This is a genomic window from Salipiger pallidus (genome assembly GCF_014643635.1).
Lineage (GTDB): Bacteria > Pseudomonadota > Alphaproteobacteria > Rhodobacterales > Rhodobacteraceae > Salipiger > Salipiger pallidus.
Window position 1 is genome coordinate 346,221 of sequence record NZ_BMJV01000004.1, and the last position, 13,574, is coordinate 359,794.

At 66.4% G+C, this 13,574-nt stretch carries 11 protein-coding genes; 2 read left to right on the top strand and 9 right to left on the bottom strand.

The features are described from left to right. Positions 1-30 precede the first annotated feature (30 nt). From IEX41_RS11695 to IEX41_RS11735, 9 genes are all read right to left on the bottom strand, one after another. Positions 31-732 (bottom strand): ABC transporter ATP-binding protein, encoded by a 702-nt coding sequence (locus tag IEX41_RS11695; protein WP_188790427.1) that lies wholly within the window; start codon positions 730-732, stop codon positions 31-33. Further along, positions 725-1,495: an ABC transporter ATP-binding protein gene (locus IEX41_RS11700; protein ID WP_188790428.1), complete on the bottom strand. Its 771-nt coding sequence runs from the start codon at positions 1,493-1,495 to the stop codon at positions 725-727. Before IEX41_RS11700 ends, IEX41_RS11695 begins: the two co-directional genes overlap by 8 nt. Then, positions 1,492-3,351 (bottom strand): ABC transporter permease, encoded by a 1,860-nt coding sequence (locus IEX41_RS11705; protein ID WP_188790429.1) that lies wholly within the window; start codon positions 3,349-3,351, stop codon positions 1,492-1,494. Before IEX41_RS11705 ends, IEX41_RS11700 begins: the two co-directional genes overlap by 4 nt. 217 nt (positions 3,352-3,568) lie before the next feature. Further along, the gene (locus tag IEX41_RS11710; RefSeq protein WP_188790430.1) at positions 3,569-4,774 is read right to left on the bottom strand and encodes an ABC transporter substrate-binding protein; all 1,206 of its coding nucleotides are present in this window, start codon (positions 4,772-4,774) and stop codon (positions 3,569-3,571) included. 90 nt (positions 4,775-4,864) lie between these two features. Then, positions 4,865-5,935, bottom strand: coding sequence for an aromatic ring-hydroxylating dioxygenase subunit alpha (locus IEX41_RS11715; protein ID WP_188790431.1), 1,071 nt, complete (start codon positions 5,933-5,935; stop codon positions 4,865-4,867). A gap of 38 nt (positions 5,936-5,973) precedes the next feature. Further along, on the bottom strand, positions 5,974-6,552 hold the full coding sequence (locus IEX41_RS11720; protein WP_188790432.1) for an amino acid synthesis family protein: 579 nt from the start codon (positions 6,550-6,552) through the stop codon (positions 5,974-5,976). Further along, on the bottom strand, positions 6,549-7,133 hold the full coding sequence (locus IEX41_RS11725; protein WP_188790433.1) for an amino acid synthesis family protein: 585 nt from the start codon (positions 7,131-7,133) through the stop codon (positions 6,549-6,551). The genes IEX41_RS11720 and IEX41_RS11725 overlap by 4 nt, the downstream gene beginning before the upstream one ends. Then, positions 7,126-7,995: a UPF0280 family protein gene (locus tag IEX41_RS11730; protein WP_188790434.1), complete on the bottom strand. Its 870-nt coding sequence runs from the start codon at positions 7,993-7,995 to the stop codon at positions 7,126-7,128. The genes IEX41_RS11725 and IEX41_RS11730 overlap by 8 nt, the downstream gene beginning before the upstream one ends. Further along, a complete protein-coding gene (locus IEX41_RS11735) occupies positions 7,992-9,416 on the bottom strand; it encodes a 6-hydroxynicotinate reductase (RefSeq protein WP_229673190.1) in 1,425 nt (474 codons plus the stop codon). The genes IEX41_RS11730 and IEX41_RS11735 overlap by 4 nt, the downstream gene beginning before the upstream one ends. A gap of 403 nt (positions 9,417-9,819) precedes the next feature. Here IEX41_RS11735 and IEX41_RS11740 point away from each other — a divergent pair, with 403 nt between their 5' ends. Then, positions 9,820-10,659 carry an FAD binding domain-containing protein gene (locus tag IEX41_RS11740; RefSeq protein WP_188790436.1) on the top strand — a complete coding sequence of 280 codons (840 nt, stop codon included), beginning with the start codon at positions 9,820-9,822 and terminating at the stop codon, positions 10,657-10,659. Then, positions 10,649-13,348 (top strand): molybdopterin-dependent oxidoreductase, encoded by a 2,700-nt coding sequence (locus IEX41_RS11745; RefSeq protein WP_188790437.1) that lies wholly within the window; start codon positions 10,649-10,651, stop codon positions 13,346-13,348. The genes IEX41_RS11740 and IEX41_RS11745 overlap by 11 nt, the downstream gene beginning before the upstream one ends. Positions 13,349-13,574: the final 226 nt, after the last annotated feature.

The window sequence follows — 13,574 nt, forward strand, 5'->3', positions numbered from 1 at the left end:
CCGGCCCCGTGAAAGGGCCGGGGCTGGCGATCAGACAGACAGATATGCATCGCGGATCTCGGGGTGCGCCTCGAGCTCGGCAAAGCTGCCGTCGAACTTCTTTTCTCCGCCTTCGATGATAATGGCACGGTCGGCCACGGCGCGGGCAAAATGCAGGTTCTGCTCGGAGATCATCACCGTCAGCCCCTCGGCCTTGAGCCTCAGTATGGTGGCGGCCATCTGTTCGACGATCACCGGGGCGATGCCCTCGGACGGCTCATCCAGAAGCAGCAGTGCAGGGTTGCCCATCAGGGTGCGGGCGATGGTCAACATCTGCTGCTCGCCCCCCGACATGTGCTTGCCCCGGTTGGCCCGGCGTTCAGACAGGTTCGGGAAGATTTCGAACAGCTGCTCGGTGGTCCAGTGCGGTGCGTCCTTGCGGGCGGGCTGACGGCCCACCTCGAGGTTTTCCAGCACCGTGAGGTCGGTGAAGATGCGCCGGTCCTCGGGCACATAGCCGATGCCACACTTGGCGACGCGGAAGGCGGGCTCGCCCACCATGTCGCGGCCCTGGAAGGTGACCGCGCCCTTGCGGGGGCGGACCAGCTGCATCACCGATTTCATCGTCGTCGACTTGCCCGCGCCGTTGCGGCCCAGAAGTGCGACCACTTCACCCCGGCGCACCTCGAACGACAGGTCCGACAGGATGTGGGCCTTGCCGTAATAGCTGTGAATGCCCTCGACACTAAGCATGGGTGTCCTCCTTGAAGAGCGTCCCGCCGCCAAGATAAACCTCCTGGACCTGCGGGTTGTTGCGCACCTCTGCCGCGTTGCCGTCGGCGATGAGCTCGCCGCGGTTCAGCACCATGATGTGATGGGAATGAGCAAAGACCACATCCATGTCGTGTTCGGTAAACAGCACGCTGACCCCCTGATCGCGCACGATGTCCGCCACCAGCTGCATGAGCTCAACCCGCGCGGTGGGGGCCATGCCCGCCGTCGGCTCGTCCATCAGCAAAAGGCGCGGCTTGTGGCACAGTGCGATGGCCAGCTCGAGGCGTTTCAGGTCGCCATAGGCCAGCACCGAACAGGGCCGGTCCGCCTGATCCTGCATGGCGACGGTCTTCAGCAGCTCCATCGCCTCATCGCGGTAAAGTCTCCACGCCCGTGGTCCGATGGTGAAGATCCGGCGGTGGTGGGACATCAGCGCCATCTGCACGTTCTCGATCACCGTCATGGACTGATAGGTGCCGGTGATCTGGAAGGTCCGACCCACGCCCCGCCGCCAGATGTCGCGGGGTTTGTGGCCGGTGATCTCCTTGCCATCGAAGTAGACGCGGCCGTGCGTCGGCTTCAGCTGCCCCATGAGCATGTTGAAGCAGGTGGACTTGCCTGCGCCGTTGGGGCCGATGAGGGCTTTGAGCTCGCCCGCCGCGACGGAGAAGCTGACATCATTGACGGCAAGGAAGCCGTCATAGCTTTTCTTGAGGTTTTCGACCCGCAGAATCTCGGTCATTTCACCACCTCTTCGTCATCGTTGCGCATGCGGCGCCAGAGGGTGCGGAGCGTGCCCACGATGCCCTCGGGCATGAGGATCACCACCGCGATGATCACGAGGCCCAGCAGCAGGCGCCAGTATTCCAGCCGCACCAGCCAGTCCTCGACGCCGGTCATGAAGCCTGCGCCGACGACCCCGCCGGCCAGCGTCTTGACCCCGCCGAGGAAGACCACGATCAGCGCGTCGAAGCTTTCGGCGATCTCGAGCACAGTGGGGAAGACCGAGCCCTTGGAGAAGACGAAGATCCCTCCCGCAAGCCCCGCCATGACCCCCGCCAGCACGAAGGCGGCATATTGCACGCGCTTGACGTCGATGCCCATGGCCTCGGCCTGGCGTGGGCTGTCGCGTCCTGCCCGCAGGGCGTAGCCGAAGGGCGAATGGATAACATGGCGCAGGAAGACGATGCCGCCGACCCCCAGGATCAGGGTGAAGTAGTAGAAGGGCGCGGGCGCGTTGAGCCAGTCCGATGGCCAGATCCCCACCAGACCGTCATCGCCCCGTGTCACGCCGCGCCACTGGAAGGCCAGCGACCAGACCAGCTGACTGAAGGCCAGCGTGAGCATGGCGAAATAGACGCCGGTGAGCCGGATGCAGAACCAGCCGATGGCCAGCGCCAGCATGCCCGCAGCGAGCGGGGCGAAGAGGAAGGCCAGCTCCATCGGGGTGCCCGTGTGGAAGACCAGTAGCGCCGCCGCATAGGCGCCGCCCCCGAAGAAGGCGGCATGGCCGAAGCTCACCAGCCCGCCGCTGCCGAGGATGAAATGCAGCGAGGCGGCGAAAAGTGCGAAGACGATCATGTCGACGATCAGCGTCATAACGAACTGCTCGGCAAAGAGCGGCACGAGTGCCAGCACCGCGATGAACAGCGTAACAGCGAGGATGCCCGTGCGCCCGTAGGGCCGGATGGGCTGTTCCGGGGCGCCGACCTGTCCGTGCTCGCCCGCGACTTCCTCGCGCCCGAGAATGCCATAGGGGCGCACGATGAGCACCACGGCCATCACCACATACATCAGCACGAGGGTGGACTGGGGCAGGTAAGTGACGCCGAAGACATTGAGCACCGAGATGATCACGGCGGCGATGAAGGCCCCCGGAAGGCTACCCATGCCGCCGATGACCACGACCACGAAGACCTCGCCGATGATGTTGAAGTCCATCAGGAGATCCGCTCCGCCCTTGGGCAGTTGCAGCGCGCCACCGAGGCCGGCGAGAGCCGAGCCGAGCGCAAAGACCCCGGTGAAGAGCCACGCCTGGTTCACGCCGAGCGCACCGACCATCTCGCGGTCCTGCGTTGCTGCCCGCACCAGCACGCCGAGACGGGTCTTCGTGATGAGATACCACAGCGCAAAGAGGATGAATGGCGTGATCGCGATCAGCACGATGTCGTACTTGGGCACAGGTTCGCCGAAGATGCGCCATACGCCGCGCAGGCCGGGGGCGCGGGGGCCAAGCTTGTCCTCGGCGCCCCAGATCATCAGCGCGAGGTCCTGGATCACGAGGATGACGCCGAAGGTGGCGACGAGCTGGAACAACTCGGGGGCCTTGTAGATCGGGCGCAGGACGATGATTTCGGTAATCGCCCCGATCAGGCCCACGGCCACCCCGGTCAGCAGGATCGCCGCCCAGAAGCCTACATGGCCGGGCAGGATTTCCATGAGGTAGATGCCGATGAAGGCCCCCAGCATGTAGAAGCTGCCGTGGGCAAAGTTGACGATCCGGGTGACGCCGAAGATCAGCGAGAGGCCGGAGGCGACGAGGAACAGGGCCGCCGCATTGGCGAGCCCCGTCAGGAACTGGGCGAGGAAGAAGGCCATGTGCGGGGCGACTTTCCTTTGAGCGGCGCATGTAGCGGGGGCGGGAGGGGGCGCTGCCCCCTCTTGGCGGTGGGCGCCTTTCCGGCGCTCGGCGCATTCGTGGGCGAAACCGTCCCTTGGACGGTTTCCGGGAAGCCCACTCACCCCCCGGTCGTATTTGCAAAGAGAAGAAACGCAGGGCCACGCGTTCTGGCCGGCCCTGCGCCTGCGTCGGGCTTTATTCGGCGGGACGCATTTCACCGATCTCTTCATCGGTGGGCATGTAAGGTGCCGGGTCCTTGTATTCCCAGTCCACCATCACGCCCATGCCGTCCTCGACAGCCGTGGTGCCGACCCATGCGCCCAGCGTCGACTGGTGGTCGATGGCGCGGTAGGTCAGGTCTCCGATCGGGGTGCCGCTGACCTGCAGGTCTTCGAAGGCCTCGCGGATCGCGTCACCCTCGGTGGAGCCAGCGGCGTTGATTGCCGCCGCGATGGATTGCGCGGTCATGTAACCCACGAGGCTGCCGATCTTGGGTGTCTCGCCCGTGGCGTCTTCGTAGGCGGCCACGAAGGTTCCCTCGGGGGTGCCGTCTTCGAAGGCGTACCAGGGGAAACCGGTCACGAACCAGCCCTCGGGGGCCTCGTCGCCTAGCGGCTCGAGGTATTCCGGCTCGCCGGTGAGCAGGCCGTAGACATCGCGTCCGTCGAACAGGCCCCGGTCGCCGCCTTCACGTACCAGCTTGGCAAGGTCGGTGCCGAAGGTGACGTTGTAGATGGCGTCGGGCTTGGCGCGCTCGATAGCCTGCACCTCGGCACCGGCGTCGATGTTGAAGAGCGCCGGCCACTGTTCGGCAACGAATTCTACGTCCGGCTTCAGGCGGGTGAGGTTCTCCTTGAAGGCGGCCACCGCGTCTTGCCCGTAGGCGTAGTTCGGGGCGATGGTGGCATAGGTCACCGCGTCGGTCTTGGCCGCCTCTTCGGCCAGCATCGCGGCCTGCACCCAGGTCGAGGTGCGCAGGCGGTAGGTCCAGGGGTTGCCGGATTTCCACACCAGGCTGTCGGCCAGCGGCTCGGACGCGAGGTAGAGGTAGCCCTTCTCCGCAGCGAACGACGACAGCGCGAGACCCACGTGGCTGAGGATCGAGCCGGTGAACATCACCGCGCCGTCGCGGGTCATCAGTTCCTCGGCGATCTTCACCGCCTCGGCGGGGTCGCCCTGGTCATCGCGGAAGATGAACTCGAGATCCTTGCCGAGAACGCCGCCGTCCTCGTTGATCTCGGACAGGGCCAGCTCGATCCCCTTCTTGTAGGGCTCGGCGAAGGCGGCCATGCGCTTGTAGTGGTTGATCTCGCCGACCTTGATGCTGTCGTCCTGTGCCACGGCGGGAAGGGCAGCGGCCACGGCGACCATGCCAAGCACGGTCCGTCTGATGAAATTCATGATCTTCACTCTCCTGTTGGATGGACTCTTTGTCGGTCCAAATCCTGTTGTTCGGGCGCGTTGGCCCGGATCACCCGGTCTTTGTGCCGGTTAATCGTGGTAAACAAAAGCCGGAGATGGGTCGGAGGCAATATCTTCCGTCCGTTCCAGCTCGATCAGTTCGTTGATGCGCTTGCGATAGACAAGCGGGCCCTTGTCGATGGCGATGCGCAGGGGGCGGCGCTTCTGGGGGCGCAGCTCCTCCTGCTGGACCGCCTCGAGGATCTCCTTGTCCTCGGCGAAGGCGACGCGGAACATGGCGTCCATACGCTCCTCGGCCTCGGGGTCGTCCAGCGCCGTGTTGCGGATGTGCATCCAGCGGTCGATGGTGTGGGTTTCCGTGACCGGGGTCATGAAATGCAGCGCGAAGATGCGGACGCCTTGACCTCGGTCCTCTTCGGCGCAGTGCTTTTCCGTCTCGATGGAGCCGAAGTCGATGACGGCGGTGCAGGGGGTGTAGAGGTAGTAGTAATGCCAGCGGTCGACGTTGCCGGTGAAGCCGCCAAAGGCCTTGAAGAAGCCGATGGGCTCACCGTCGCGGATCCAGCGCCAGGCCACGATGGCCTCGCCTTCGGTCTGGACATGGACGGGCACGTTCTCCGACGCAGCATTGCCCAGCGTGGTGGGGTGGACGAAGCTCACATGAGCCGGATCCACGAGGTTTTCCGCCACGTTGAGGTAGTTCGATTCAAGGTGCAGCGCGTCACCGTGATGCACCGCCCATGCGGGATCGGTGAATTCGGGCATGTCGAAGACCGTTGCGGGATCGGCCTTGGCCGGATCGCCCATCCAGATCCAGACGATGCCGTGGCGTTCCTCGATGGGGAAGGCGTCCACATAGGCGGACTTGGGAAGGTTGGTCTGGCCCGGAACCCGTACGCAGGCGCCCGAGCAGTCGAAGGTCAGGCCGTGGTAGCCGCATTGCACCGTGTCGCCGATGCGCTTGCCCTTAGACAGGGGCAGCAGGCGGTGGGGGCAGCGGTCGTCCAGCGCCGCGACCGCCCCGTCGGACTTGCGGAACATCACCACATGGTCGCCAAGGATGGTGAAGCGGCGCAGTTCGTCGTCAATTTCCGTGGACCATGCGGCCACGTACCAGGCGTTTCTTACGAACTGCGTCATCGTTCCGTCTCCCTTGCCTCAGCTGGGTGGTGGTGTGGTCAGCGCAGCCCGTCCGCGCCGGTGATGTCGTCCTTGGTGAGGCCGCCGACCCGAGGGAGGGGGCGACCGGTCTGTTGCAGGGCCACCGCCACCACGATCTCGCCGGGGCGGGGGGCGTCATTCAGTTGCACACGCATGGCGTCAAAGTGGCTGCGCACATAGGCCGCATCCTTGTGACCCAGCGGCACGTCGAGCACCTCGCCCGCGCGGCCGATGGCTTTGGAGGAGGGGACCAATGCCTTGCCGCCCCCGATCACCGCCCTCAGCGGGGCGCCGAGTTTCGGGTGCAGCAGCGCGGCGGCATGTTCCAGTTCGCCCAACTCTCCCACGAGGGCGGCCTTGCCGTAGCCTTCGATGGTGTCGGGTCCGCAGCCGAGGGCCTTCAGCGCCTCTTCTCCCAGCAGCTGTCCGAGCGCCTCGCCGGTCCCCATGAGTTCCGACAGATCGTCCTCGTAGCGCGCGGCGAAGGGGTTCGCGATGACCGCCGCCGCCAGCGCACGGCGGGCGCGGGGCGAAACCTCGCGGCCCATCTCAAGCCGCGTCTCCTCGGTCAGGGTGATGAGCTTGCGCAGCTTCACCGCAGCCCGTCCTCGCCCTTGATGGTGTCCTTGGTGAGGCCGCCGATGCGGGCATGGACACGGCCCCCGGTGGTCATCGCCAGCACCAGAACGATCTCGTTCGGGCGGGGGGCATCTGGGATGCCGACCTCGATGGCGTCGTAATGGGTGCGCACATAGGCGGCGTTGGTGTGGGTGATCGGCACATCGAGCCGCGCCCCCGCCGCTCCGACCTTCTTGGTCGAAGGCACGATGGCGAGGCTTTTCTCGATGGCGTCGCGCATGGCGTAGCCACCGGGAACGTGCCAGAGCGCGCCATGCTCGATCTCGCCGTTGACGCCGGTGATGGCGCCCTTGCCGTAGCCTTCGATCAGCGATGCATCACCGCCAAGCGCGTCGATGCACATCTGCGCCATCTCGGCGCCAAGGGGTTCGAGATCCTTCATGAAGGGGGCGATGTCCTCGACATACTGCCCGGCGAAGGGGTTCTCGATCACCGCCATTGCGGCGGCGCGTTTCGTGGGTGTGTCAGGGGCGGGGCCGCCTTCGTGGAAGATGGTTTCGACCTGGACGAGGGTCTTGCGGACCTTGACCTCAGGCATGGGCGGGCTCCTCATGGTGTGCGTCGATGGTGCTGCCGAAGGCGATGCGCTCTCCGGCTAGGGCAAGGCAGGCGCCGCGGATCAGGCCGCGCCCGATGAAGTCCTGAGCGAGCCTCGCGCCGCTGTCCAGCGCGGCGGTGATCTCCGACGGCGTGAGCGGGCCGACATCGGTGGTGACCGGCCGGTCCCCAAGGTCGCTGTCGGGAGCAAGATCGCAGGCGCGCAGGCGGGTGATGGTGGGATGGCCGGGCAGGTTCACGGCATTGGCGATGAGCGTCGCCGCGACATCCGCCAGCGCCGCGTCCCGCGCCAGAACCGTGACCGCATCGGCGATGCCCAGCGAATGGGACCGCCCGCGCCAGCCGCTGGTGGCGATGCCGCCGATCCCGTCCTTCGTGCCTATGGTAGCCCGTCCGCCGGGGGCGCGGATGGTGGGATCTTCGCAGATCGCCAGCCGGAAGGGGCGCCCGGCGGTCCAGAGCGCGATGTCCCCGCCGTTGTTCACATGTGCGCGTTCGAGCCCGTGACCGGGTGTCAGCATGGCAGCCAGCACATGGTCCGCAACCGACCCCGCCACCGCCGCCATGGGCGTCACGAAAGCGGGGGCGAAGAGGTCGGCTGCGCTTTGCATCCGCCGGGCCACCTCACCTTGCGGCGCGGGGCCGTCCACACGGCGCAGGCGCGGCAGCTCGGCGCAGAGGTCTGTCAGGATGGGCTCGAAGGCATCGCGGGCGCGGGTCAGGGCCGCCGCGATCGCCTGGGTGGGGCCTTCGGCGCGCAGGATCAGGTCGATGGGCCCGTGGGTCAGGCGTATCCGCCCGTCGCGGGCCACCTGCACGGCGGGAGTATCGTGAAAGCTCATGGCTTCGCCGTCCCGAGCGGCCAGGGGCTGCCCTGTTTTGCCGCCTCGCCCCGGCGACCTGACAGGCGGTGGTCGCTTTGGCGCCCGGTGACGCCCTTCAGCGCCTCCTCGAGCGGCATGACATAATCCATGTGCCCGCCAAGCGCCTGGTAATCGGCACGGGACATGGTGAACTCGATGGGGGCGACCAGCGCGGGGGTGGGGACATAGCCGAAGGAATTCTTCGGCATTTGCGTCACGTCCGCCATGTAGGTGATCCCCCCACCGGGCCACATCATCACCGGCGCGCCGCCACAGGTCACGCGGGTGAGCCGCGATTGTACCGAGCGGGTCAGCGACACCGGGTTCTCGGTCACGCCCGACCGCAACGACCCGCCAGCGCCGGCCATGAACAGCACCGAGGCCAGCGACGGCTCGCAGTTTTCCTCGATCCGCCGGACGGAGGGCAGCAGCCGCTCGGGCATGTCCTTCTGCACCGGGATCAGGTCTTCGTTCAGCTCGAAATAGGCGGCGTGTTCGCCGGTGGTCGAGACCATGAGAAGCGACAGCCCCGGCCAGGCGTCGGCCTTCCACGTATCAAGAATGCTCAGCGGATCCGACAGGTCCGTGCCACCCCAGCCGGTGCCCGGCTCGGCCACCTGGAAATAGCGGCCGGGGGTGGAGCGGCGGCCCTTGATGCGGATGCCCGTGGGCTGCCAGCCGATCACCTTGCCCGCCTGATGTTCCGACATGACGCCGGTGATGTGATCGTCGATCACCACCACCTCGTCCACGAGGCCCTGCCATTGAGCGGCGAACATGCCCACGGTGGCGGACCCGCAGCCGACACGCATGCGCTGCTCGGCCACGCCGTTGACGATGGGGGCCTGCCCTGCGGCGATCTGCAGATCCGCGCCGCCGTCGATTGTAAGCGCCACCTCTTCGCCGTTGCACAGGGCCAGCAGGGTGGCGCAGGTGACGCGGCCTTCCTTCTTGGACCCGCCGGTCAGGTGATGCACCCCGCCGAGGCTGAGCATCTGGCTGCCGTACTCAGATGTGGTGACATGGCCGATCACCTCGCCATCGCTGCGCACTTCGGCACGTTCGGCCCCGAGGTGGCGGTCGGTATCGATCTTCACCTTGGCGCCGCAGTAGGAAAAGATGCCTTCGGTCACGACGGTGATCATGTCCGCACCCGCCACGGTCGAGGCAACGATGAAGGGCGCGGGCTTGTAGTCGGGGTAAGTGGTGCCGGAGCCGACGGCGGTGATGAAGTGCTCGTCCCCGGCCACGATGTCGCCGTCCCATTCGCGGTCGAGGAAGGGCACCACGGGCGCATCGGACTTCGACAGGATGGTCAGCGGATCGAGGCGCACCAACTCGCCGCCCTCGTTGGCATAGCGATCGCAAGCCCCCGCGCGGCCCTCGGCGATATAGCACATCACCGGGCAGGCATCGCAGCGGATCTTCTCGGGCTTGTCCGAGGCGGTACGCTTTGCGGGAGTCGGTTCGGCCGTCACGTGCGGGCTCCTGTGGCTGGCATGGTGGTCAGGCTATTTGTTTGTATACGAACGCATGTGAGTCGACGTTCTGTCAAGCATGACGTGTTGCGGCCCGAGGTGGCTCGCGTCGTCTGATGAAGATTTCGGCAAAGCGCCCGACGTGCTATGGTCTGGCCTCACAGGTGGATTGACAGGTTGCGGACACTGGGCCTAGCGTTGGGCATCTTCGTTTGTGTGCGAACAAAGTTTTCTGACGCATGTGAACGCGGATGGCGGTTGCGGGCGATATGGGAATCGCTTCTCGGCCTGTCATGTTGCAAAGCCATCCTGCCGGGAGATCGCCATGCCGCTGCACCGACCCGAGACTCTGAGCGAGGCCCTGTCGCTTCTTGCGGGCGGGGGTCGTGCGCTTGGCGGAGGCACTGATCTTTACCCCGCGCTGCGTGATGGCCCACCGCCTGCGGACCTCGTGGACTTGATGAACGTTGCCGGTCTGCGCGGCGTTTCGCGCGACGGCAATGGCTGGCGCATCGGGGGCGCGACCACCTGGACGGACATCCTGCGCGCGGACCTGCCGCCTGCCTTCGACGGGCTGAAACAAGCCTCGCGCGAGGTGGGGTCGGTACAGATCCAGAACGCCGGGACCGTGGCGGGGAACCTCTGCAACGCGTCCCCCGCCGCCGATGGCGTGCCCGCGCTGCTGACGCTGGAGGCCGACGTCGAGCTCAGCTCGCAAACCGGCACGCGGCGGATGCCTCTGTCGCAATTCATCACCGGGCCAAGGCGCACCGAGCTGGCACAGGGCGAAATCCTTTCGGCGATCTTCATCCCTGAAACAACGGGTTCCGGAGCGTTCCTCAAGCTGGGCGCAAGGCGCTACCTTGTCATTTCCATCGCCATGGTTGCTGCCGTGGTCGAGATCCGCGAAGGGCTGATCGTCAGTGCCAAGCTTGCCGCGGGCTCCTGTGCGCCAGTGGCGCAGCGGCTTCGCGGCCTCGAGGCGCAGCTGGTTGGCAAGCCCGCTCATGACGCCGCCGCCATCATCACCGCCCATGACTTCCCCGAACTCGCCCCCATCGACGACGTGCGCGCCCCTGCCGAATACCGCCGCGATGCGGTGGCCGCGCTGACGCTGCGCACGCTCAATGCCGCCATCTCGAAGGAGACAGCCCATGTCGCTTGATGCTCCCAACGGCCATATCGGCCTCACGCTCAACGGCGCCGAGATCACGGTGCCCGCGGACAGCACCATGCGCCTGTCGGAACTGCTTCGCGAGGTGGCCGGGGCGAAGGACGTGAAGGTCGGCTGCAATGCCGGCGACTGCGGCGCCTGCACGGTGCTCGTGGATGGCAATCCGGTGTGCGCCTGCCTGATGGCGGCGGGGCAGGCTCAGGGCGCGGTGGTAGAAACCCAATCCGGCCTTGTGGCGGATGATCCCATCGCCGAGCGTCTTGCGCAAAGCTTCCAGCGTCACCAGGCGGCGCAATGCGGCATCTGCACGCCGGGCATGATGGTCGCCGCCGTAGCGCTGCTGCGCCGGGGCGGAGCGTTAACCTCGGAGGCGGTCGAGGATGCCCTGGGCGGTGTGCTATGCCGCTGCACCGGATACCGCAAGATCATCGCTGCCGTGCTGGATGCGTCGGACACGGCCCCGCTGGCGGAGGGCGGGGTCGGCGCACCCATCGCGCGGCTGGACGGCTGGCCCAAGGTCAACGGCGCGGAGCGCTTCGGCGACGACGTGGCGCCTGAGGGCGCGCTGGTGGTGCGGGTGATCCGGTCGCCCTTCCACCGGGCGTCCTTTGCCTTTGGAGATCTGGATAAGTACCGCGAAGACAATGGGCTGGAGCGCATTCTTCTGGCCGCCGACGTGCCCGGAGAGAACTGTTTCGGCACCATCCCCGGCTTCGAGGACCAGCCCATGTTCGCCGAAGGCGAGACCCGCTTCAAAGGTGAGGCCATCGCCGCCGTGGTGGGGTCTACCGAGGCGGTCGAGGCCATGCAGGCCTTCCCGGTGGACTGGACCGAGCTGCCGTCAGTCACCACGCCCGATGGCGCAGGCGATGCGGCGTTGCTGCACGAAAATCGTGCGGGAAACGTCATGTGCCGGGGAATCGTCAGGCGCGGGGATGCCGCCGCTGCTTTGGCCGAAGCCCCACACCGGGTCGCGGGCGATTTCTCGACCGGTTTTATTGAACACGGCTATATCGAGCCCGAGGCCGCCTCGGCCATCCGCGTTGGAGACCGGCTTGAAATCCGCTGCTGCACGCAGGCCCCCTTCATGAACCGCGACGGCATCGCCCGGCTCATGGGGCTTGCGCCCGAGGCGATACGCATCAACCCCACGGCCACCGGGGGCGGCTTTGGCTCCAAGCTGGACCTGACGGCACAGCCTTATGTGGCGCTTGCGGCGTGGCTTCTGAACCGGCCCGTGCGCATCACCTATAGCCGCACCGAAAGCCTCATGTCCTCGACCAAGCGTCACCCGTCAGAGGTGCATATGGAGATTGGCTGCGACGCCGAGGGGCGCATCACGGCGGCGCAGTTCGATGGGGTGTTCAACACCGGCGCCTATGCCAGCTGGGGCCCAACCGTGGCGAACCGCGTGCCGATCCACGCCAGCGGGCCGTACCTCACACCGCATTACGAGGCGAAAAGCGTCGGCATCCACACCAACACGGCCCCCGCCGGGGCCTTCCGGGGCTTTGGCGTGCCTCAATCGGCAGTGGCGCAGGAACAGCTTTACGACATTATGGCAGACCGGCTGGGTATTGACCGGCTGGAGTTTCGCCTGCGCAACTGCCTGCGCAACGGTGATCCTACGGTGACGGGCCAGGTGTTCGAACGCGGTATGGGCATCGACGCCTGCCTCGAGGCGCTGAAACCCAGCTGGGACGAGGCTCTGGCAGAGTGCGCCGCCTTCAACGGGGCGCATGAGGGACGCAAGCGCGGGGTGGGGATTGCCTCGGGCTGGTACGGCTGCGGCAACACCTCGATCTCGAACCCCTCGACGATCCGCGCCGGGATCACCGCAGAGGGGCAGCTGTTCCTGCATCAGGGCGCGGTGGACATTGGGCAGGGGTCCAACACCGTCATCACGCAGATCTTCGCGCAGGCGCTTGGGGTCCCGGTGGCGGACATCACGCTGGTCGGCGCGGATACCGACGTGACGCCGGACGCAGGGAAAACCTCGGCCAGCCGCCAAACCTATATCACCGGCAATGCCGCCCGGCTTTGCGGCGAAGCGCTCCGGGCGCAGATCCTGCGACTGGGCAATGTCTCCAACGATGCCGTGATCTCGCTGGACGGAGGGCTCACGCTGACCGACGGCGAGGCCACGGTGACGGTCCCGCTGATGGGCGAGGGTTACGCCATCGAGGCGGTGGAAAGCTACGATCCACCCACCACGCCGCTCGACGAGAACGGGCAGGGCGATCCCTACGCGGTCTTCGGCACCGCGGCGCAGCTGTGCGTGGCCGAGGTGGACCTTGCCCTCGGGACCACCAAGCTCATCCGCATCGTCGCGGCGCATGACGTGGGCCGTGCGATCAACCCGCTGCTGGTCGAAGGCCAGGTGGAAGGCGGTGTCGCACAGGGCATCGGCCTTGCGTTGATGGAAGAGTTCCTGCCGGGCCGCACGGAGAACCTGCACGATTACCTCATTCCGACCATCGGCGACGTGCCACCCATCGACACGCTCATCATCGAGAGCGGCGACATGCATGGCCCATACGGTGCCAAAGGATTGGGCGAGCATTGCCTCATCCCCACCGCGCCCGCTGTGCTCAACGCCATCGCCCATGCCACCGGCGCACGCATCCACCATCTTCCAGCGACGCCCGACAGGGTTCGTGCGGCGATCCGGGCGCTGTGAGCATGAGCGAAAGCCTTGGCGCGGCGAAGAGGCGCAAGCGGCCGGATTGGCCCGGCTTGTGCGCTATGAACACGAACCGTCTCAGCGCCGATGCGCCAATGGGATGGCCTCATGAAGATACCCCGGTGAGCCGGGCCATTGCCCAAGCGGCCCTCGCGATGACGACGGGGCGCCCGGCTCGTTTCACCAAGCTCGCGCCCTGTCCCGCATGTTCGAGATTTCAGAT

Excerpts from the sequence above, each read along its gene's own strand:
- IEX41_RS11695 (WP_188790427.1), bottom strand. The coding sequence starts at position 732 with ATGCTTAGTGTCGAGGGCATTCACAGCTATTACGGCAAGGCCCACATC.
- IEX41_RS11700 (WP_188790428.1), bottom strand. The coding sequence starts at position 1,495 with ATGACCGAGATTCTGCGGGTCGAAAACCTCAAGAAAAGCTATGACGGC.
- IEX41_RS11705 (WP_188790429.1), bottom strand. The coding sequence starts at position 3,351 with ATGGCCTTCTTCCTCGCCCAGTTCCTGACGGGGCTCGCCAATGCGGCG.
- IEX41_RS11710 (WP_188790430.1), bottom strand. The coding sequence starts at position 4,774 with ATGAATTTCATCAGACGGACCGTGCTTGGCATGGTCGCCGTGGCCGCT.
- IEX41_RS11715 (WP_188790431.1), bottom strand. The coding sequence starts at position 5,935 with ATGACGCAGTTCGTAAGAAACGCCTGGTACGTGGCCGCATGGTCCACG.
- IEX41_RS11725 (WP_188790433.1), bottom strand. The coding sequence starts at position 7,133 with ATGCCTGAGGTCAAGGTCCGCAAGACCCTCGTCCAGGTCGAAACCATC.
- IEX41_RS11730 (WP_188790434.1), bottom strand. The coding sequence starts at position 7,995 with ATGAGCTTTCACGATACTCCCGCCGTGCAGGTGGCCCGCGACGGGCGG.
- IEX41_RS11735 (WP_229673190.1), bottom strand. The coding sequence starts at position 9,416 with ATGTGCTATATCGCCGAGGGCCGCGCGGGGGCTTGCGATCGCTATGCC.
- IEX41_RS11740 (WP_188790436.1), top strand. The coding sequence starts at position 9,820 with ATGCCGCTGCACCGACCCGAGACTCTGAGCGAGGCCCTGTCGCTTCTT.
- IEX41_RS11745 (WP_188790437.1), top strand. The coding sequence starts at position 10,649 with ATGTCGCTTGATGCTCCCAACGGCCATATCGGCCTCACGCTCAACGGC.